The sequence below is a fragment of the Tsukamurella sp. NPDC003166 genome, assembly GCF_040611135.1.
Classification (GTDB): Bacteria; Actinomycetota; Actinomycetes; order Mycobacteriales; family Mycobacteriaceae; genus Tsukamurella.
In genome coordinates this window covers 199,631-219,981 of the sequence record NZ_JBEXNL010000004.1, presented here as the reverse complement: position 1 = coordinate 219,981, position 20,351 = coordinate 199,631, and the positions used below count along the sequence as shown (strand labels likewise).

The following is a 20,351-nucleotide window of genomic DNA, read 5'->3' as shown; positions in this document are numbered from 1 at the left end:
GTGAGACTAGCCTTATTCATCCGCTGTGACCATTCGGGCAAAACACCTCCCTACCTGGGGTTTCATTAGTTTTGACAACGTGTCCACTTCGTCGCGATCGGCGCGACGCTCGGAGAATTGATAGGATGTTTCCGCTGCGGCCCACGCCGCAGCGAGAACCCGTGTATCTACCTGGCACGGCCTGCGGGCACCCAAGGCGGCACGTCGAGAGATGCGGCCGGGCGCCGCGGAAAGGGCCCCTCCGGTGACCGCCATCATGCCCCACGAAACCTCCCCCCAGGCAGCCGGATCGAAGGATCCATCGATGCTGTCGATCGCGGGACCCACCTACTTCCCGATCGCGCTGGTCGCCCGGCTGCCCTTCGCGATGATGGTGGTCGGCGTTCTCACCCTCGTCGTCGCGGGCCGGGACTCGCTCGCCTTCGGCGGACTGAGCTCGGCGATGGTCGGCATCGGTTCCGCCGCCGTCGGACCACTCGTGGGCGCCGCGGCGGACCGGTTCGGGCAACGCCGCGCGGTCCTCACAGCAGGGATCGTCAACAGCCTCGCCCTGCTCCTCATGGCGTGGGTCGTGTTCAGCCCGCTGCCGGGCTGGACGGTGCTCGCCTCCGCCGCGCTCGTGGGCGCGAGCGCGCCCCAGGTCGGCCCCATGTCGCGCAGCCGGGTGGTCGCCATGATCACCACGGAGCTGCCCGAAGGTCGCCGCGGGCGCACCCTGCTCTCGATGATGGCGTACGAGTCCGCCGCCGACGAGGTGATCTTCGTCTTCGGCCCCGTGATCGTGGGGCTGCTCGCCACCACCATGTCGCCCGCCGCACCGATGGTCGGCGCGGCAGTACTGACGATCCTGTTCGTGGGCGCGTTCGCCCTCCACCCCACCGGCCGCGCGACCGAGCAGCACACCGCCGGCACCGTCGAACAGGCCCCGGCACGCGAATTGCGCGCCCCCGCCCTGATCACCGTCGTGGCCGGCGTCTTCGGCGTGGGGCTGTTCTTCGGCTTCACCCTGACCGGCCTCACCGCGTTCATGCGGGACGCGGGCGATGCCGAGTCGGCCGGCCTGTTCTACGGGGTGATGGGCGTCGGATCGGCCGCCCTCGCGCTCGGATCCGCGCTCCTGCCCGACGCGTTCACCCTCGGTCGGCGGTGGATCACCTTCTCCCTCGCCATGGTCGCCGGTGCGTCGCTCATCGCCGCCGCACCGTCGCTGCTCTGGCTCGTCGTGGGGCTCGCCGTCGCCGGGATCGGCGTGGGCCCCACCCTCGTCACGGAGTTCAGCCTGGGCGCCGCCCGCAGTCCGCGCGGCCGCTCGGCCACGGTGATGACGATCCTCGGGTCGGCGATCATCCTCGGTCAGTCGCTGGCCTCCGCCGTCAACGGCGAACTCGCGGAACGATTCGGTACCGGCGTGGCGCAGTGCATGCCGCTCGTCGCCACCCTCATCGTGCTGAGCGCGGGCCTCGTCAACGCGGGCCTGATGCGGCGTCAGTCAGAGGCGGCGACGCGCGCGGGCGAGGGCGACCAGCCGGGCCCCTTCGCCACGTAGCCCCACCGCTCGCGCCACGAGCCCGCCGCGCGCAGGTCCCGCCAGATGGACGTGTACTCGTGCGTCGCGACCCGCAGCGGGTTGTGGGTGTCGATGTTCTTCGTCAGGCCGAAACGCACCCGCTCCCCCTCCGGCTCGAAGGTCCGGAACAGCCGGTCCCACGCGATGAGGATTCCGCCGTAGTTCCGGTCGAGGTACGCCTCGTTCGAGCCGTGGTGCACGCGGTGGTGCGACGGGGTGTTCATCACGAATTCGATCGGGCGCCACAGCTTCCCGACCCGTTCGGTGTGGATGAAGAACTGGTAGAGCAGACTCACCGATTGCTGCAGCAGAATCATCCACGGCGGAATGCCGATGAGCGCCAGCGGGATCCAGTAGGGCAGCGCGGTGAACGGCGTCCAGGTCTGGCGCAGCGCCGTGGACAGGTTGTAGAAGCGGCTCGAATGGTGCACCACGTGGCTCGCCCACAGCACCCGCACCGTGTGATGGGTGCGGTGGTACCAGTAGTAGGCCAGGTCGTCGGCCAGGAACAGCAGCACCCAGGTCAGCGGGTTCGTGGCCGGGAGGTGCACCGGCGCCAGGAGGTACGCGCCGGCCAGCGCCGCGAGCACCACGAGCTTCCAGCCCAGGTTGATGACCACGTTCCCGATGCCCATCGTCAGGCTGGTGCGCGAGTCCCGCAGGTCGTACCCGAGTTCGTCGTCGTCCGGCAGGAACCGGAACGAGAGGTACTCGAGAACGAGGCAGAGGACGAACACCGGGATGGCGGCGCGGACGAGGTCGAACACGGTGGTACCTGTGACTTTCTAGGAGTTCGCCGCAGCGGCGTCGAGGGCGGCGACGACGCCGGCCAGGAGGTCGGAGGTGGTGCGGTGCGCGGCGGCGCCGTCACCGTCGGCGATGTGCCGGGCCAGATCGAGGTGCGCCTGCCGGTCCAGCAGCTCACCGTCGAGCCCGAGCGCGCCGAAGATCCGCTCCCCCACGCCCCGCATGCCCGCGAGCAGCGTGTTGAGCGCGAGCCGGTAGGCGAGGTTGCCGGAGCCGTCGATGACGGCGGTCCAGAAGGCGGCGTCCGCGGCGTACCCGCCGTCCGGATAGCCCTGCGCGAGTTCGACGATCGCGGCCCGCTGCTGTGTGCTCGCCCGCTCGGCACACAGCCGCGACGCGTCGGCGGCGACCGCGCGGCGCATCTCGGTGACATCGCGCAGCACGCGCAGCGGCGGCACGACGCCGGCTGCGGCGACGGCGCTGAGCACGTCCAGTCCGGCGCTCTCCCGCCAGTCCAGGACACGGGTCTTGCCGCCCTGCGCGATCTGGACCAGCCCCGCCTGCCGCACGCCCTTGAGCGCCTCGCGGACGGCGTGCCGGTTCACGCCGAACCTCTCGGCGAGGTCGCGCTCCCCCGGCAGCGTGTCGCCCGGGACGAGGCGGCCGGAGAGGATCTCGTCGACGAGGCGCGCGAGCAACTCGTCCGAGACCGCTGTCCTGGCGATCGGGGTGACATCCATGCCGGACAGCATGGCACCGCGAGCCACATCTGGTCAACTGGTTGGACCAGTTGTGTGATCTAGGCTGCCGCTATGACCACGACCAGTGCCGGACTGCTCCTCTTCCGCCGGGACGGCGGCACCGTCGAGGTGCTCATCGGGCACATGGGCGGCCCGTTCTGGGCGCGCAAGGACGCGCACGGGTGGTCGATCCCCAAGGGCCTCTACACCGATGAGGAGCCCCTCGCTGCCGCGGAGCGCGAGTTCGCCGAGGAACTGGGCTCCCCGGCGCCGGCGGGGCCGACGGTGCCGCTCGGCTCGGTCCGGCAGTCCGGCGGCAAGACGGTGACGGTGTTCGCCCGCGAGGGCGACTTCGACGCCGCCACGATCACCTCGAACGAGTTCGAGCTGGAATGGCCACGCGGATCGGGACGGATGCAGACCTTCCCGGAGATCGCCCGCGCCGACTGGTTCAGCCTCGACGAGGCCGCCGAGAAGCTGGTGCAGGCGCAATCGGCGTTCCTGAACCGATTGCGGGAGCACCTGTCCGGAGCGTGAGCAGGCCGGCACCGGCGGCGCACACGAGCGAGGCCGCCGCCGCCGCGAGCGCAATGCGGTTCCAGCCGGCGATCGCGTCGGGGGTACCTGCGGCGAGCACACCCGCGATCGTGATGCCCAGCGCCGAGCCGACGTAGCGGGCGGTGTTGTTGACGCCGCTGCCCATCGCGGCGTCGCCCGCCGGGACGCTAGCGATCGCCTCGCGGGCAAGGCCCGTGTTCAGCAGTCCGGATGCGATGCCGGCGACCACGAGCCCGGGGATCAAGCGCGCGGGCGAGGCTCCGCCGGACAGGCCGGACATGAGGAGCAGGCCCAGCGCGACCCCGGCCAGTCCGCCGACCAGGTGCACACGGTCGGACAGAACGCCGGCGAGGCGCGAGAAGCCCAGGGCGGCCACGGCGCTCGTACCCGCCCACAACGTGAGCAGAGCGCCGGCCTGCAAGGTGCTCAACCCCAGACCGTGCACCACGAAGGTGCCGGAGTACGACATCGCGGAGATGATGCCGATGCCCGTGCCCAAACCGGCGACGGTCGCCGAGAGGAAGCGCCGGCGACGGAACAGCGCGGGGTCGACCAGGCGCGCGGAGCCGTAGCGCTGGCTCGCGACGAGCGCCACGGTGAGGACGACTGCGGCGACGGCGAGAGCGATCGCCAGGCGAGCGTCCCGCGCGCGGACCTCGACGAGCGCCGCGACCGCCGCACTCAGCGCGGCCGTGAGCAGCACGAAGCCGAGCACGCTCTGCGCGCGATCGGGGTTGTGCGGCGGCTGCGCCGGGATCCGCCGCGCCGAGAACCACAGCGCCGCACCAGCAGCAGCCAGAACTAGGTAGAACAGGCGCCAGGCGCCTGCGAGATCGAGCGCACCGGTGAGGATCGGACCGAGCGCGATGCCCGCGCCCATCGACGAACTCCACCAGACGGCGGTGCGAGCGCGGTGGCCGTCGTGCTCACTGACCGCGGCGACCAGTCCGAGACCCGTCGCGATCATGCCCGCTGCGCCGATACCCGCCACGATGCGGGCGGCGACGAACAGCGGCGCGGTCGCGATCACCGCGCACGCCAGGTTCGCGGCGACGAAAACCACGGCACCGGCGAGGAAGACCCGGCGGTGGCCGATCCGGTCGGCGACCACGCCCGCCGTGACCAGCGCCGCTGCGAGCCCGACGCTCATCGACGCGAGGATCCAGGTGGCGCTCGCCGAGCCGGCGCGCAGCGCGCCGTTCAGCGTGACCGCATTGCCCAGCGGGCCCGAGTAGGCGAGCATCGCCACGAGAGTGCTGGCGGCGACGGTCGCCAGCACGCGGCCGTACGGCGAATCCAGTCTGTTCACAAGACTCATCATGACCCACTTTCAGTCTGTTCACAAGACTCGAGGCGCGTACGATGAGGCCATGGCGCTGGGAATCGGATACGAGGCGCAGGGCTGCTACCTCGCCCGCGCACTGGAGGTCGTGGGCGAGCGGTGGACCCTGCTGATCCTGCGCGACTTCTTCTTCGGTGTACGGCATTTCAGCGACCTGCTCGCCCACCTGGACGTGTCCCGCGCCGTGCTCACCGACCGGTTGGAGACCCTGGTCGACGCCGGCGTCGTGGTGCGCCGGAAGGAGGGGCGCACCGTCGAGTACGAGCTGACCGCCGCGGGAGAGGACCTGTGGCCCACCGTCTACAGCCTCATCCGGTGGGCCGAACGCCACCTGGAGGCGGACTTCCCCGGCCGGGTGTTCGCCCACGCGACGTGCGGCACCGACATCGAGGAGTCCGGCCTGTGCCCGCGGTGCGGCGTCGTCCCGACGGTGCGCGACCTCGACGCGCGCCCGCGCCCCGGTATCAACCCGCGACGGCGCGACGACCCGGTGGCCATCGCACTGCGGGAGCGGCACCGGATGCTGTCGCCGCTGCCCTGAAGCCCCGGGGGCGACGACGCCGCGGAGGGTGGGGCCGGGCTACAGTTCCGGCATGAATCGGACACCCTTGCGCACCGGAGCCGCCGGCACCCTCGGCACCCTCGGCGCGATCGCCCTGATCGCACTCGCCGCTTGCGGGAACGCGACGAGCGACGCCCCCGCCACCGGTCCCGAGGAGCAGATCAAGCAGGTCACCGCCACCTACGTGCAGGGGCAGAGCGGTAAGGACGCCGACAAACTGCGCGCCTCCTCATGCAAGGAAATGATCGATCAGGAGATCTCGACGATGAACGACGAGGGCAACCCGCAGTCGGTCAGCCTCGACGACATCGCCGAGGTGAAGGTAGACGGCGACAAAGCCACTGCGAAGGTCACCATGACCGCGACCTTCGCCGGCAAGCCGCAGCAGAAGAAGACCGGCACGTTCGAGTACGTCAAGGAGGACGGCTGGCGGGTCTGCCTGCGGTAGATCGCGCCTCCGTCGGAGCACGCGGCCCGGGGACCGTCAGTTGCGGTAGTTCTCCACGGTGTTCGCCGACCGCGCCTCCGCGCCGTCCGGGTTCTCGCCGAACTCGCGCCGCGCCCGGCGCTGCCGCAGGAGGTCCCAGGCCTGATCGAGCTGGGTCTCGAGCACCTGCAGGCGCGCGTGCTCCTCGCTCTCGGTGATCTCGCCGGCCCCGAGCCGCGTGCGCAGGTCGTGCTCCTCCGCGATGAGCGAATCGATCCGGGTGTGAATGGCGTCGTCAGTCATGACTCGATCCTGCCACGCCCCGGTCTCCTACTCCGCGCGGTCGGTCTTCTCCTTGAGCAGGAGCGTGACCGCCTCGGTCAGCGCGCTCACCTGCTCCCGGAGCTCGCGGATCTCCTCGTCGCGCTGGTCGCCGCCGCCCGCCTCCGCATCGGATTTCGCTGTGGCGGACTTCGACTTCGACTTCCCGCCGGTCTTGGACTTCTTCGGTTCGGATTTCTCCACCGGCGCCTCCGCCCCGTCGGGCTCCGGACCGGGGGCGGGCGCACCGTCGGACCCCTGAGCCTGCGCGGACAGCCCGTCGACGACGGACTGAGCCACCCCTGCCGGCGCGCGGAGCAGCTCGGCAAGCAGACTGGATGCGCCGGATCCGGCGGCGCGCGGACGACTCTGCGCCTGGCGCCGCAGGAGTTGCGCGAGCACCTCGTCGGTGCGATCGGTGCCGATGTCGTGATCGCGCACGACGATGCGGACGCCGGAGTCGAGCAGTGACGCGATCTCGTCGAGCGTGGTGAATCTGCGCCGGACCGAGTCGTACAGCTTGCGATTCGAGTACCGCTTGATCAGGTACGGTTCGTCGTCGCTCATGACCCCTCCTCGTCGGGCGTCGCCCGGTCCCGAGCCTACCGCCGGGGGCCCGAACGCAGAATCACCCGGGACCCGCACGGCGGGCACTCCGGGTGATCCTCGAAGATCGTGGGAATCGAGCTCCCGAGTCACTTGGCCTTGGTGACCTTGGAGAGCTTCTTGACCTGGTCGTTCAGGTTCTCCGTCTGCTTGCGCAGGTTCTTGATGTCCTGCTTGGCGATCTTGCTGACACCCTTACGGGCGCTCTTCTCGGCGCTCTCGACGTTCTCGATGAGGTTGTCGACGAGGTCCTTGGTGTTGCCGACGACGCCCGAGAGGAAGTTGCTGATCGACGGCTCGGTGGCGGCCTTCTTCGACTTCGTGCTGTTACCCATGATGTCCTCCTGCTGTGATCGTTTGTTACGCGTTTGCGTAATGAAGAAATTACGCGCCGCGTAAACATGACGCAACGCGTTGTGACACACATCACATTTCATCAGTGGGTCAGGTGCTCCACCAGCACGACCTGCAGCTCACCGACCAAGAAGCCGAGGATCGCGCCGACCACGATCAGCGTCCGCTCGTCGGCCTGGAACGCCGGCCGCAACACCCCCTCGAACTCCTCCGGCGTCATCGCCGCCATCTTCTCGGCCATGATCGGCTGGATCTCCATGGCGCGGGTGAGGTATTCCTCCGCCCCGTGCAGGACCTTCGGCAGCACGGCGGCCATGTCGGACGCGGCGGCCTGGCACATCGACTGCACGTGCACCAGGTCGAGACCGAACCCCGTCGCGCCGCGGACAGGACTGCTCAGCACTCCCGAGACCAGTCCCAGCAGCGCCCCGACCGGGAGCTCGCCCTCGTCACCACCGAGCGCGCCGAACCCGGGCAGCGCCTCGAGGCCCAGGTCCTTGAGAACCGGCATCGACACCGCATCGATCCCGGCGAGCTGCTGCAGGTCGCCGAGACCGTCGCGGAGAGCGTCCTCGATCACGTCGGCGATCACCAGGACCACCTTCGGCGAGTTCTTCCCGGTGAACACCGCACGCATCAGACGGTCGGAGGTCAGGACGCGCGTGGCGATGAGGGTGCCGTACTCCTGCGAGACCGGAATGCGGTGCTTGAGGAACAGTCCCTGCCAGGTGATCACGCCCAGGTACTTCGTGGGCTCCTTCGGGTTGAAGATCAGTCGCAACGCAGCCCAGTCGGTGAACCAGCCGGTGAACAGGCCGAACAGGGGCATCACGTACGGGTTGTGGAACAGCGCCCACACCAGCAACTGCACCAGGCCGATGCAGAAGCCGAACACCAGGCCGCTGCGCCGGATGAACGCGAACTCACGGCGGCCCACGTCGAGGAACATCGACTCCAGGGTGTCCGGATCGGCGAGGAACTCCTCGGTGACCATGGCCTTGAGGTCGAAGAGCTCGTCGACGTCGTCGGTGATCGCCTCGGTGATCCGGACGACCACATCGGGTGCTGCGTCCTGCACCCGCTCGATGACGAGGTCCTGGGCGACCGGGGGCAGGACGTGCCACAGCGCGGGCTGGTACTCGGGGAGAATGCCGCGCGCGATCCGCGCCACCTCTGCGCGGAGCGGCCGCTCGATCAGCGCCGCGACCTCGGCACCGTCGACCTTCTCGGCGATCTCGCGGGCGGAGATGAGGCGCCCCGTGAGGGTGTCGCAGAGGACGTCGACCATCTGCTGCGAGCGCCGGGGGATGATACCCTGCCAGCCGACCTTCCCGATGCCCTTGAACCGCTGGGGCCGGAACATCATCTTGATCGCGACCAGCTTGGTGCCGTAGCCGATGAGGGCCGCGATGATCGGCATGGACGCGTACACCGGCCAGTTCCGGCCGAAGTCGGAGACGATCTCTGACCAGGACTGCATGGACACCTCCGGGTTGCGCAGTGCCTCGTATTGTGTGCGTGCGAAGGCAGCGCCCGTGGCGGTTCGGCGGAGTTCGCACCAGCCCTGACTGCGCATGTCGTGGCCGTCCGTCGATGAACCTCGCACCATTGCAAAGCGGTATCTTCGCTACAGGTTCTCCGCGGAAAGGATCCGGGCGGGCGGCGGCCTGGCTAGCATGAACGGGCCGGGCCATCGACGGGCGGGAATCGGATGTCGGACAAAGGTAAGAAGCACAAGAAGTCGCAGACCGGCGGGTCGCCGTCGCAGGACGACGCCGCACGTGGCGACTCCCCCCGGGCTCGCGGCGGCCTGGGCGGGATCCCCCTCTTCGGCCACCTCGCCGAGGGGCTCACTGCGCCGCTCGAGCAGATCACCGGTGGCACACTGTCGGACGCCGTCGGCAAGCTGAGCGACACCGCACTGCCGATCGTCGAGCCCGTCCTCGAGCCGGCCACGACGATGGCCGCCGCCGCGGTCGCCCCACTCCAGCAGGGCGCGGACGCGCTCGGCCTGGGCGACATCACCGGGTTGGTCGACGGCGGTCTCCTCGGCGGCCTCGGATCGGCGCGGCGATCGTCGCCCGCGGGCCTGCGCAAGCGGGGCAACGCTCTCATCCGGCTCTCGCAGCGTCCGAACAAGGGACTCGAGGACCACCACCCGTCCTTCGGCCACATCGTCGACCAGTTGCTCCCCGACGAGGCCCGCATCCTCCGATTCATGGGCAAGGCCGGCACCCAGCCGCTCATCGACGTCCGCACCAAGACGCTCTTCATGATCGGCTCGGAGCTCCTCCTCGGCGACCTGTCGATGGTCGCCGAGATGGCCGGTTGCGAACGGCCGGAACAGGACCGGAGCTACTTCGCGAACCTGCACCGGCTCGGACTGCTCGAGATGTCCGACGAGCCCGTGGACGACTACCGCCGGTACGCGCTCCTCGAGGTGCAGCCGGCCGCTGTGCACGCGATCGAGAGCGTGTCGAAAGCGCACACGATCTTCCGGAGCATCCGGATCACGGCGTTCGGTTCGCAGTTCATCGGGATGGCGTTCGACCTCGACGAGTACAACGCCGGCGGATGGGCCGACGACGGTCGCCGGGACAAGTACCTCGGCAAGCGCGGCCCCCACGGCAAGAAGCTGACGGGGTCCGGGCGTGGGAAGCGCTCGCAGGAGCTCGCCGACGCCGGCTGACCCCGGCCCGACCGGCGGAGGGGGCACCGTCGGGCCCGACGGGCGCAGCCGACCCGCTCAGGGCCGACCCGCTCAGGCCCCGAACAGGAAGATGTGCGCGCCGCCGACGAAGATGCCGAGCAGCCCCCCGTGCGCGTACAGCAGCCAGGCGTCCTGCTCGATGGCCGCGTACAGCATCTCGCTGAACTCGGAGGGCTTGAGCTCGCGGAACTTCTTCGTGGAGAACGCGGCGATCTTCTTCGCCTTCTCCTCGTTGAACTCCTTGTCGTAGAACAGCTCGGGCGTCAGGTCCACGATCTCCTGGCTGACCTTGCGCTCGAGCAGGTCGAGGTCGACGATGCCCGTCGTGCGGCCCACCGTGGTGGCGACCGGCGTGAAGATCGCGTCGAGCTCCTCCGAGATGACCTCGGCGAGGTAAGCGGCGGTCTTGTCGCCGCTGGCGCCGAACAGCAGCTCGTGCGAGAAATTGCTGACGGTGAGCACCTTCTCCGACATCATGTCCGCGACCTGCGCCGCGGCCTCGTGCTGGCGCTTGGGGAAGATCCCCTGCTTCCACAGGTACTTGTAGCGGGGCTGCGGATCGCCGGGCTCGAAGACGATCTTGATCGCGAGGATGTTCACGATCACGCCGATCAGCGCGGCGCCGCACAGCACCACCAGCCACGACGGGATCGCGCTGAGCACGGGCGGGTGCGCCATGTGCACCCAGGACAGGTACAGCGCCAGCGGGATGCCGAAGAAGAACCCGAGGGCGCCGATCTTCACCATGAACCGCAGTTCCGGCTTGCCCATGCCCTGGAAGATCTCACTGAGCACCGCCGGGTTGCGGCGCAGATGGTTGACGGTCATCAGCTTGACGTCGAGCAGCTCGTCGATGTGCTCGCCCACCCGCCGGAATGCGCGCTGCGAGATCTGCGGGACACGCTTGTCGATGGTCGCGATCACGTTGTCCTGCAGGGGCGCCGGCATCGTGTCCCACAGCCACTTGTACTGCGTCTCGATGGCGTCGACGGCGATGCGCCGCACGTGCGGCCTGGCCTCGCGGGCCATGAACTCCGCCATCTTGTCGGGTTCGAGTTCCTGGTAGAACGTGCCGACGCTGCCGATCCGCGAGATGGACATGTCCACGAGGAGGCTGGCCATCTTCTCCGCGCGACAGGGGATGAAACCCTGGAAGCCGAGGATCCCGCCCGGCGCGAAGATCGGCAGGATCTGGACCTTCCGCGGCAGCAGCCGGAAGAGGGCCGCGAGGCCGGGCACGTAGAACCCGGTGAAGTTGCTGGGCGAGAACAGCATGATGACGCCGGTCCAGTTGGTGATCAGGCCGGCGATCGCGCTGAAGATCGGGATGCTCACGATGTCGATGACGAACTTCGACTGCCCGGTGAGACTCTCCCAGTCGACGATCCCCGAAACCGCCATCACGTCTGTGTGCATCAGTGCCAACTCCCGCCTGATCACTGGCACGGAGGGTGAAGCCCGTGCTAGTCGACCCACCGGGCTGTCCCAGGGATCGTTGGAGCCAATGTCTGCCAACTCAGAAATTAGCGGTCCGACGGTACCCGTGTCCGGGCTTTCACTGAAGCGAACGAGGGGCCGGGCGCACGGCCCGGCCCCTCGTGGCGATCAGTGGGTCAGCCGACGGTGGCGGACTCCGCCGGGACGTCCGTCCGGATGATGTGATCGAACGCGCTGAGCGCCGCCGTCGCGCCGGACCCGGCGGCGACGACGATCTGCTTGAACGGCACCGTCGTGCAGTCCCCGGCCGCGAAGACGCCCGGCAGCGAGGTGCGCCCCGCCCCGTCGACGACGATCTCGCCGCGCGGGCTCAGCTCGAGCACGCCCTCGAGCCACTCCGTGTTCGGCAGGAGACCGATCTGGACGAAGACACCGTCGAGATCCAGCGAACGCTGCTCGCCGGTCGTGCGGTCCTTGTACGCCAGGCCCGTCACCGCGCCGCCGTCGCCGACGACCTCGGTGGTCATCGAGCTGACGAGAACGTCGACGTTGGGCAGGCTGCGCAGCTTGCGCTGCAGGACCTGGTCCGCTCGCAGCTCCGCGTCGAACTCGATGAGGGTGACGTGGGAGACGATGCCCGCGAGGTCGATCGCGGCCTCGACGCCCGAGTTGCCGCCGCCGATGACGGCGACGCGCTTGCCCTTGAACAGCGGACCGTCGCAATGCGGGCAGTAGGTGACGCCCTTGTTGCGGTACTCCGCCTCGCCGGGCACGTCCATCGAGCGCCACCGGGCGCCCGTCGAGATCACGACGGTGCGCGAACGCAGCTCGGCCCCGCTGGCCAGGCCGACGGAGATCAGCCCCGACTCCTCGTCGCGGCCCAGCGTCGCGCCGCGCTGGGTGTTCATGATGTCCACGTCGTACTGGCGGACCTGGCTCTCGAGCTCGGCCGCGAACCGCGGGCCCTCGGTGTAACTGACCGAGGTGAAGTTCTCGATCGCCATGGTGTCGAGGACCTGGCCGCCGAACCGCTCGGCGACGACGCCGGTGCGGATCCCCTTGCGGGCGGCGTAGACCGCGGCGGTCGCGCCCGACGGTCCGCCGCCGACGACGAGCACGTCGAACGGATCCTTCTCACCCAGCGACGCGGCGGTGCGCTCGGCGGCGCCGGAGTCGAGCTTGCCGACGATCTGCTCGAGGTTCATCCGGCCGGAGTCGAAGAGCTCGCCGTTGACGAACACCGTCGGGACGGCCATCACCCGGCGGCTGTCGACCTCGTCCTGGAACAGCGAACCGTCGATCGCGGTATGGGTGATCCGCGCGTTGAGGACCGCCATCAGGTTGAGCGCCTGCACCACGTCGGGGCAGTTCTGGCAGGACAGCGAGAAGTAGGTCTCGAAGTGGTACTCCCCCTCGAGGTCGCGCACCTGCTCGAGCAGGTCCGCCGCCTCCTTCGACGGGTGGCCGCCCACCTGGAGCAGCGCCAGCACCAGGGACGAGAACTCGTGGCCCAGTGGGATTCCGGCGAACTGCACCGCGATATCGGTGCCGGCGCGACGGATGAGGAACGACGGGGTCCGCGGGTCGTCGCCGGTCCGGTCGTGCCGAATGTGATCGGACATGCCCGCGATCTCGTCGAGGAGCTCCACGAGTTCGGCCGCCTTCGGGCCGTCGCCCGGCGTCGAGACGAGCTCGACGGGCATCGTGACGTTGGCGAGCAGGCCCTTGAGTTGCGTGGCGAGTGCGGCTTCGAGCATGGTGATCCGATCCTCTTCTTCAGATACGAGTGCGAGTGGCGTGCGACCGCGAGGCGGAGGCGGCTCCCTGGCGGGAGGGGTCCGACCCCGCAGTCGTGCGGGCGCTAGATCTTGCCGACGAGCTCCAGCGACGGCGCGAGGGTCTCGGCGCCCTCTTCCCACTTCGCGGGGCAGACCTCGCCCGGGTGCGAGCGCACGTACTGCGCGGCCTTCACCTTGCGGACCAGCTCGGCGGCGTTGCGGCCGATACCCTCCGCGGTGACCTCGGTGAACTGGACGACACCGTCGGGATCGACGAGGAAGGTGCCGCGGTCGGCCAGACCCTGGCCCTCGCGGAGCACCTCGAAGTCGGTGCTGATCTGCAGGCTCGGATCACCGATCATCGCGTACTCGATCTTGGCGATGGTGTCCGAGGAGGCGTGCCACGCCTTGTGGGTGAAGTGCGTGTCGGTCGAGACCGAGAACACCTCGACGCCCAGGCCCTGCAGCTCCGCGTAGTGATCGGCGAGGTCGCCGAGCTCGGTCGGGCACACGAAGGTGAAGTCCGCCGGGTAGAAGTAGAAGACGGCCCACTTGCCCGCGATGTCCTGGTCGGAGACGGTGATGAAGTCGCCGTTCTTGAATGCCTCGGCGGTGAAGGGCTTGATCTGCTTGTTGATCAACGACACGGTGCGTCCTCGTTTCGTTCGGTACCGGTGGGTTCGCGATCGACAGTAGGTCGGATGAATTTATCGGACAAGTCGATTCGTCCTGGGACAGTCATCACGAATGCCTATCAACCCAGCTAGAGAGCTCGCGCCGAGACAATCACACGCTGGTGATTCTCATCACGACCGCGTCCGCTTGACGTCCCGCGCATGGACGGTAGTCACCGTTACCGCAGGTCGACGCGGTCATCGTCGTCATCCGTCGACGGTGCCGCGCGGTCATCGGGACGCGACGTCACCTCCGCCACACCGCGCGGACCGCGGCCGGATCAGCTCGCCCGCCCCGCGGTGGACGTCCGCTTGCGCCGGCACTGACGGCCGGTCCGGCCCATGAGCGGAGCGACGCGCTCGACGTCGACCGGGACCACCCCCAGCGCGGGATAGTCGAGCACCGTCGAGATCACGACGGGCTGCTCGCCCCGCTTCGCCTCGTACATCGCCTCATCCGCGCGGTTCAGCAAGAGACTGACGGCGGCCTCCTCGTCTGCGACCGCGATATCGCCGATCGCCACCCCGATACTGGCGGTGACCGGCACGCCGGCGAGACCTGCTTCGGATTCGATCGACCAGTGGATCCGGTTGGCGATCCGCACATAGCGCGATCGGGCTCGACCGACCATGAGGACCGCGAACTCATCGCCACCGAGACGTGCCACGAGCCCGCCCTGCGTCACGTCGCGGAGGACGTCGGCGACGCGCGTGAGAACAGCGTCGCCGGTCTCGTGTCCGTGCACGTCGTTGATGGCCTTGAAGTCGTCGACGTCCACCAGCAGCAGCGCGACCGACACCTGCGGGCGCCCTGCGGCGAGATCGGTGATCCGGATCCCGGTCGCGCGGTGGAACCCGCGGCGGTTCAGCGTCCGCGTCAGCGGATCGGTGTCGGACTCGGTGGCGTCCTGCGACAGGAAGGCGAGGCCGATCTGCACGGAGGCGGGCACCGCGATCGTGGTGATCCCGAGCAGCGTCACCTTCAGCACGGTCTCGGGCCAGCCGTACGACTGGTACATACCCACCGCGAACGCCGCGATCGCGACCGCGCAGATCCCGGCGTTCGCCATGAACTGCGCCGGTGACAGCACGAACGCCACGAAGATCGCGACGAGGGTGAGCGCCGACAGCCCGAAGGCGTCGGCCATCACGTCGACGTCCGTCGCCGAGACCGCGACGATCAGGATGTCGGAGGTCACCACGAAGAACATGGCGCCGGATTCGGACGGCACCGGCCGCACCTGCCACCGCATCGCCCAGAACAGGCCGGTCACGGCGCCGATCACCTGTACGACGACGTAGAAGTGCGGCGCGTCACCCTGATCGACGAGGAGCAGGTTCGCCGCCAACCCGCCGAGAACGAGCGCGCAGGCGCTGACGACGAGTTGGAAGCCGCGGAGCAGTCCGCGGCTGTCGAAGTACGCGATGCGCTGCTGATAGTCGGGCCCGCCGCGCCACCAGGTCTTCACGATGTGCCCGATCTGGAGGAACAGTCCGATGAACGCCGATCTCACGACGACACTCGGGCATCGACGACCACGGTCAGCATCGGCGAGTTCTCCACCAACGCCCCCTCACTGTTCGCACCATCGGACACCTGGCCCTTCGTAGTGAAACACATGGGCGTTACCAAATATATGTAGTGATATCGCAAACACAGCCTGGAGGGCGAGAGGCGGTTGAATCTTCAAGCAGGTCAACGCCCCGGACTGCGCGCGACCACACCTCGGGCGCCGGAAGAGATTCATCCGTTCGGACTACACGCCGACGGGGCCGGATCCGCCTTCTCGACGCGTCTCGCATGAGTTCCTACCGGTGATCGTCACCGATACCGAGGGCCAGCGGGCGCACTTCGCGGCGGCCCGGAATACGCCCACAACACACTCGACGGGATCAGAGCGGCGGGGAAGGTCGCGGCACCGGGCTCTCGTCCAGCACGAAGGTCGCACTCTACGGGTACTCCGGTGTCGCCGCGATGGCTATTGCGGGCGTCGCGCGCTCGTACAACATCGATTTCAGCCCCTACCTGAGCGAACGCGGACGAGCGCTCGTCGCAGCAATCGACCGAGCATCCATAGCGGACGTCCTCTACCCGTACCTCGGATTGCAGTGGAGAGACCTGGTCAAGCCGCAGTTCGCGGCCCCCGCAGCGTCACGCCGTTCGTCGACGCGGCGAACCGAATCAACCTCGGCTCGCAACCGACCCCCACCATTCCACTGCAGGTCGCCCAGGGCCTCGGAGGCTGGTTGGAGGACACGGCAGGCGACCAACCGGGCATCGGCGCCGGCGACGGTGTGACGATCGGGGCGGATGTCCGCGCCCTGCTGCGGCAGTACTGCGCCTCAGGCAACACATCGGTGCAATACATCGAGTACCCCGCCCCGAGTCATACTGTCGCCGCGCTACCCGCAGCGGCCGAGAGCATCGGATTCATCGAGGACCGCTTCGCCTCCAAGCCCCCACCGACCAGCTGCGGACACATCGCACCGGGCAACCCGTTGACTCCGATGACTGCCATCGGCCCCGCCGCACATGGGCGACGTTGAGGACCGGCCCCGCATGCCATCAGTGGCACGCTCGCCACTAGCTGGGGAGTGTCTCTTAGTAGGCAGGTCCAGCGGACGCATGCCAACTGGAGCACCCCGGCGCGGTGTTCTCGAGGATCTCGCCGCAGTGAGCGAGATTGGGGTCGATGGTCGTGAGCGCCGGCGGCTCGAGGACGTCAGACCGCACGAACCATGTGGTGAGCGGATTCGAACTCTTGCCGTCCACACTCAGGCGTGTGCTCGAAGTGGTGGATCAGCGAACCGGTGAAGTTCACCACGGTCCGCCCGACTCCAGACGCACGAAATCCCTCCGAGCTTCACCCGGAGGGATTTCATTCGCGGATCTAACTGAACACCTGTCGAACCCTCCTGGATCCCACGCCCTACCGCGGCGCCTCGAAGGCTCAAGTACTGGCTCGGCTCAACGAGATCGCACCGACGATGCGGGGCGGCGTGTCCGCGGAGTTCGCCCCGTGCCGTGACGGCCGCGACGTCAGCGGAGCACGGCCTGGTGAATCCAGGGAACCGGGTGCGGCATGTGCACTTCGGCATCCGGATGCGCCTCCGCCTGCGCGGCGATGAGGTCGATGTCGGAGGAGATGGACACGAGCTCGATCTGATAGCCGTCCGGGTCGACCGCCATGGCGGCGACTGCGGGCCCGATGCCGACGGGGGGATCGAACGCGAGCTCGTAGCCGCCCGCCTTGAGCTCGTCGTTCGCAGCGTTCGCATCGTCGACGAAGAAGACCACCGGACCGTGCGTCGACATCCCCGAGTGCACCGGCGCCTCCTCCCCCGCGAGCAAGATGAGACTCGGACGACCGTCGCCGTCAGCGAGGGTCACCTCGACGATGTCGGGATCGCTGTAATGCGACCTCCCGACCACGGTCATTCCCAACGCACCCTCATAGAAGGCGAGGGATCGGGCCATGTCTCCGACGACGAACCTGGCTGTCTGAAACGACACTTTCATGGTGCGCTCCTCGATAGAACGTTCAACTGCCTTCACTACTGTGACAGCGGTCACGTTCCACCGTGGAGGTTTCAGAAAGTAAAATATTGAATCCTGCGTACGTCCGGGTCACTAGAGGACGCCCCGGACTTCTTCGCCATCCGCTCGGCGACAACGGTTTTCACGAGCGTTGATCGGACCTGCAACCGTTGACGTCGACCCTGGAAACGGCCTGCCTCACTCCAGAAAACGCGAAATCCCCTCCAGGGTTCACCCGGAGGGGATTTCGTTAGTGGAGCTAAGGGGACTCGAACCCCTGACCCCCACACTGCCAGTGTGGTGCGCTACCAGCTGCGCCATAGCCCCGTATTGCGTTGTTCACCTGCGGTTTCCCGCCCGGAGAACATTACAGGAGCCAGCTCGCGTGCACCAAATCGGCTGGTCAGCGGTTGTTTCAGCTGAGCAGCTTGGTCAGCCAGTCGCCCTGCACGGTGATCAGCTCACCGTTGTGCACGACGGTGGGGGTGCCGGAGCTGCCGATGTCCTGCATCAGCTTGCTGTTGGCGCTGGCGGCCGTCGCCGAATCGCCGACGTACTTACCATCGCGGATCGCCGCGAGCACGTCGGCGGGCAGCTCGGCGCCGGCGGCCTTGGCAGCGTCACCGACGATGGTCGCGATCTCGGCGTTCGAGTGGTCCTTGCCGTCGTACTGCGGCGAGCCCTTCTCGTGCGGCTGGTTGTTGAACAGTGCCTTGTGCGCGGCGAGCATCGCCTTCTGCTTCTGGTCGGCGGGCATCGACGACTTGTCCATCGCGATGAAGGATGCGTTGGCACGGTCCGAGTAGTCGCCCGACGCGCTGGACTGGTTGAGGAACGAGACCATGCGGTACCGCGCCTTGATCGTGCCCGCCTCGATGCCCTGGACGATCTGCTCGCCGTACGCCTGCTCCATCTGGCCGCACGCGGGGCAGAGCGGGTCCTCGAAGAGGTCCAGCGTCACCTTGGCGTCGTCCTTGCCGAGCACGAAGGTCGGGGTCGCGGCGTTGAGCTTGCTCGCGACCTGGTCCGAGGGCTTGTCCGAGTTCTTACTGACCAGCAGCACGCCGCCGATGACCACCACGATCACGACCAGGACGGCGATGCCGCCCAGCACGTAGGTCATGGTATTGGACTGCTTGACAGGAACGTACTTGGCGTTCTTAGGCTTGCTCACGCCGACCACAATAGCGGCAGTCGGCGAGTTCCCAGGTCAGAAGCCTACGCGCCGAGCACCCCGTCGACGAGCGCCTTCGCCTCCGCTTGGACCTGCGCGAGGTGCTCCGGCCCCTTGAAGGACTCCGCGTAGATCTTGTAGACGTCCTCGGTGCCGGACGGCCGGGCCGCGAACCACGCGTTCTCCGTGGTCACCTTGAGCCCACCGATGGGCGCGCCGTTGCCCGGGGCGCGGGTCAGCTTCGCCGTGATCGGCTCGCCCGCGAGTTCGTCGGCCGTCACCTGCTCGGGCGACAGCTTCGCCAGGACCGCCTTCTGCTCGCGGCCGGCGGGGGCGTCGGTGCGCGCGTAGGCGGGCACGCCGTACTGCTCCCCCAGGACCGCGAAGTGCTGCGACGGGCTCTTGCCCGTGACCGCGAGGATCTCCGAGGCCAGCAGCGCCATGATGATGCCGTCCTTGTCGGTGGTCCAGACCGAGCCGTCGTGCCGGAGGAAGGAGGCTCCCGCGGACTCCTCGCCGCCGAACCCGACGCTGCCGTCGAGCAGGCCGGGCACGAACCACTTGAACCCGACGGGGACTTCGAGGAGCGTGCGCTGCTGCTCGGCGACCACCCGGTCGATCATCGAGGAGCTGACGAGCGTCTTGCCGACGGCCGCATCGTCGCGCCAGCCGTTGCGGGAGGCGAAGAGGTAGTCGATGGCGACCGCGAGGTAGTGGTTCGGGTTCATCAACCCGCCGTCGGGAGTGACGATGCCGTGCCGGTCCGAATCCGCGTCGTTCCCGGTCGCGATGTCGTATTGGTCCTTGTTCGCGATCAGCGAGGCCATCGCGTTCGGGGAGCTGCAGTCCATCCGGATCTTGCCGTCGGTGTCCAGCGTCATGAACGCGAACTGCGGGTCGACCGTGGGGTTCACGACCGTCAGGTCGAGGTTGTAGCGATCGCCGATCGCGCCCCAGTAACCCACCGCGGCACCGCCCAGCGGGTCGGCGCCGATCCGCACGCCCGCGTCGCGGATCCTGTCCAGGTGCAGCACCGACGGCAGGTCACCCACGTAGGAGTCCAGGAAGTCGAAGCGCTGCACCGAGTCCGACGCCAGCGCCTGCGCCAGCGGGATCCGCCGGACATCGCGCAGGCCGCCCTCGAGGATCTCGTTGGCGCGCGCCGCGATCGCCCCGGTCGCGTCGGTGTCGGCGGGACCGCCGTTGGGGGGGTTGTACTTGAAGCCGCCGTCCGCGGGCGGGTTGTGCGACGGGGTGACCACGATCCCGTCGGCCTCCACGCCGGAATGGGACCGGTTGAAGGTGAGGATCGCGTGGCTCAGCGCCGGCGTGGGCGTGTAGCGGTCGTCGTGGTCGATGAGCGTGGTGACGCCGTTCGCGGCGAGCACCTCGACGGCGGTCTCCCAGGCGGGCACCGACAGCAGATGGGTGTCCTTGGCCAGGTACAGCGGGCCTCGGACGCCCTGCGCGGCGCGGTACTCGGCGATGGCCTGCGTGGTGGCTGCGATGTGGTTCTCGTTGAAGCTGCCGTTCAACGACGTGCCGCGGTGGCCCGAGGTACCGAACGCGACGCGCTGGTCCGGGTTCCCCGGATCTGGAACGATCGAATAATATGCCGCGCGAACGGCTTCGACGTCGATCAGGTCCTCGGGGAGCGCCGGTAGGCCGGCACGCGAATGGGCCATCTTCAGTTCACCTCATCTGTCCGGAGCGGCGCCGCGGATCGCGCGGGCCGGAGCTCAAACGTATCGCCGCGAGCGCGTCCGCGCGCGGGAACCGCGGCGACGGCCGATACCGGTCACCGCGGTGCCCCGGC

The 20,351-nt window shown here is 68.4% G+C and carries 19 protein-coding genes and 1 tRNA gene; 5 read left to right on the top strand and 15 right to left on the bottom strand.

Annotated elements, in window-relative coordinates; all coding sequences use genetic code 11:
- The first annotated feature begins 304 nt into the window (after nt 1-304).
- Nucleotides 305-1,546 carry an MFS transporter gene (locus ABZX10_RS07005; protein ID WP_355536346.1) on the top strand — a complete coding sequence of 414 codons (1,242 nt, stop codon included), beginning with the start codon at nt 305-307 and terminating at the stop codon, nt 1,544-1,546.
- On the opposite strand, the gene ABZX10_RS07000 is transcribed toward ABZX10_RS07005, so the two are convergent.
- Entirely contained in the window at nt 1,486-2,334 is an 849-nt protein-coding gene (locus ABZX10_RS07000) for a sterol desaturase family protein (RefSeq protein WP_355536343.1), read from the bottom strand. The two genes, ABZX10_RS07005 and ABZX10_RS07000, sit on opposite strands and share 61 nt — an antisense overlap.
- Nucleotides 2,335-2,352: 18 nt before the next feature.
- Complete coding sequence (locus ABZX10_RS06995; RefSeq protein ID WP_355536340.1) at nt 2,353-3,054, bottom strand: GntR family transcriptional regulator; 702 nt, start codon at nt 3,052-3,054, stop codon at nt 2,353-2,355.
- 72 nt (nt 3,055-3,126) lie between these two features.
- Between ABZX10_RS06995 and ABZX10_RS06990 the strand changes: the two genes are divergently transcribed.
- The gene (locus tag ABZX10_RS06990) at nt 3,127-3,591 is read left to right on the top strand and encodes an NUDIX domain-containing protein (protein WP_355536337.1); all 465 of its coding nucleotides are present in this window, start codon (nt 3,127-3,129) and stop codon (nt 3,589-3,591) included.
- Here the strand turns inward: ABZX10_RS06990 and ABZX10_RS06985 are convergent.
- Entirely contained in the window at nt 3,506-4,921 is a 1,416-nt protein-coding gene (locus tag ABZX10_RS06985) for an MFS transporter (RefSeq protein WP_355536333.1), read from the bottom strand. The two genes, ABZX10_RS06990 and ABZX10_RS06985, sit on opposite strands and share 86 nt — an antisense overlap.
- Before the next feature lie 61 nt (nt 4,922-4,982).
- Between ABZX10_RS06985 and ABZX10_RS06980 the strand changes: the two genes are divergently transcribed.
- Both ABZX10_RS06980 and ABZX10_RS06975 read left to right on the top strand, forming a co-directional pair.
- Nucleotides 4,983-5,495 (top strand): helix-turn-helix domain-containing protein, encoded by a 513-nt coding sequence (locus tag ABZX10_RS06980; protein ID WP_355536330.1) that lies wholly within the window; start codon nt 4,983-4,985, stop codon nt 5,493-5,495.
- Between the two features lie 52 nt (nt 5,496-5,547).
- On the top strand, nt 5,548-5,964 hold the full coding sequence (locus ABZX10_RS06975) for a hypothetical protein (RefSeq protein WP_355536327.1): 417 nt from the start codon (nt 5,548-5,550) through the stop codon (nt 5,962-5,964).
- 36 nt (nt 5,965-6,000) lie between these two features.
- Here ABZX10_RS06975 and ABZX10_RS06970 read toward each other — a convergent pair whose 3' ends face one another.
- The 4 genes from ABZX10_RS06970 to ABZX10_RS06955 all read right to left on the bottom strand — a co-directional run bounded on the left by ABZX10_RS06970 (nt 6,001) and on the right by ABZX10_RS06955 (nt 8,704).
- Nucleotides 6,001-6,246, bottom strand: a complete 246-nt coding sequence (locus ABZX10_RS06970) for a DUF2630 family protein (protein ID WP_355536324.1) — start codon at nt 6,244-6,246, stop codon at nt 6,001-6,003.
- A 27-nt stretch (nt 6,247-6,273) separates the two neighbouring features.
- Nucleotides 6,274-6,831, bottom strand: a complete 558-nt coding sequence (locus ABZX10_RS06965; RefSeq protein ID WP_355536321.1) for a polyhydroxyalkanoate synthesis regulator DNA-binding domain-containing protein — start codon at nt 6,829-6,831, stop codon at nt 6,274-6,276.
- Nucleotides 6,832-6,959: 128 nt separating this feature from the next.
- The gene (locus ABZX10_RS06960) at nt 6,960-7,205 is read right to left on the bottom strand and encodes a hypothetical protein (protein ID WP_355536318.1); all 246 of its coding nucleotides are present in this window, start codon (nt 7,203-7,205) and stop codon (nt 6,960-6,962) included.
- Between the two features lie 101 nt (nt 7,206-7,306).
- Nucleotides 7,307-8,704: a DUF445 family protein gene (locus tag ABZX10_RS06955; protein ID WP_355536315.1), complete on the bottom strand. Its 1,398-nt coding sequence runs from the start codon at nt 8,702-8,704 to the stop codon at nt 7,307-7,309.
- A 231-nt stretch (nt 8,705-8,935) separates the two neighbouring features.
- Here ABZX10_RS06955 and ABZX10_RS06950 point away from each other — a divergent pair, with 231 nt between their 5' ends.
- Nucleotides 8,936-9,913, top strand: a complete 978-nt coding sequence (locus ABZX10_RS06950) for an Abi-alpha family protein (RefSeq protein ID WP_355536312.1) — start codon at nt 8,936-8,938, stop codon at nt 9,911-9,913.
- A gap of 72 nt (nt 9,914-9,985) precedes the next feature.
- Here ABZX10_RS06950 and ABZX10_RS06945 read toward each other — a convergent pair whose 3' ends face one another.
- The 8 genes from ABZX10_RS06945 to pgm form a co-directional block, all read right to left on the bottom strand.
- Nucleotides 9,986-11,350, bottom strand: coding sequence for a hypothetical protein (locus ABZX10_RS06945; RefSeq protein WP_355536309.1), 1,365 nt, complete (start codon nt 11,348-11,350; stop codon nt 9,986-9,988).
- Between the two features lie 197 nt (nt 11,351-11,547).
- Nucleotides 11,548-13,128 (bottom strand): alkyl hydroperoxide reductase subunit F, encoded by a 1,581-nt coding sequence (gene ahpF, locus ABZX10_RS06940; protein ID WP_355536306.1) that lies wholly within the window; start codon nt 13,126-13,128, stop codon nt 11,548-11,550.
- 104 nt (nt 13,129-13,232) lie between these two features.
- Nucleotides 13,233-13,796 (bottom strand): alkyl hydroperoxide reductase subunit C, encoded by a 564-nt coding sequence (ahpC, locus tag ABZX10_RS06935; RefSeq protein WP_355536303.1) that lies wholly within the window; start codon nt 13,794-13,796, stop codon nt 13,233-13,235.
- Nucleotides 13,797-14,104: 308 nt separating this feature from the next.
- Nucleotides 14,105-15,337 (bottom strand): GGDEF domain-containing protein, encoded by a 1,233-nt coding sequence (locus tag ABZX10_RS06930; RefSeq protein WP_355536300.1) that lies wholly within the window; start codon nt 15,335-15,337, stop codon nt 14,105-14,107.
- A 1,526-nt stretch (nt 15,338-16,863) separates the two neighbouring features.
- The gene (locus ABZX10_RS06925; protein WP_355536297.1) at nt 16,864-17,397 is read right to left on the bottom strand and encodes a VOC family protein; all 534 of its coding nucleotides are present in this window, start codon (nt 17,395-17,397) and stop codon (nt 16,864-16,866) included.
- Nucleotides 17,398-17,615: 218 nt separating this feature from the next.
- Nucleotides 17,616-17,688 (bottom strand) — tRNA-Ala (locus ABZX10_RS06920).
- 88 nt (nt 17,689-17,776) lie between these two features.
- Nucleotides 17,777-18,535 (bottom strand): thioredoxin domain-containing protein, encoded by a 759-nt coding sequence (locus ABZX10_RS06915; protein ID WP_355536294.1) that lies wholly within the window; start codon nt 18,533-18,535, stop codon nt 17,777-17,779.
- Between the two features lie 44 nt (nt 18,536-18,579).
- Nucleotides 18,580-20,220, bottom strand: coding sequence for a phosphoglucomutase (alpha-D-glucose-1,6-bisphosphate-dependent) (gene pgm, locus ABZX10_RS06910; RefSeq protein ID WP_355536291.1), 1,641 nt, complete (start codon nt 20,218-20,220; stop codon nt 18,580-18,582).
- Nucleotides 20,221-20,351: the final 131 nt, after the last annotated feature.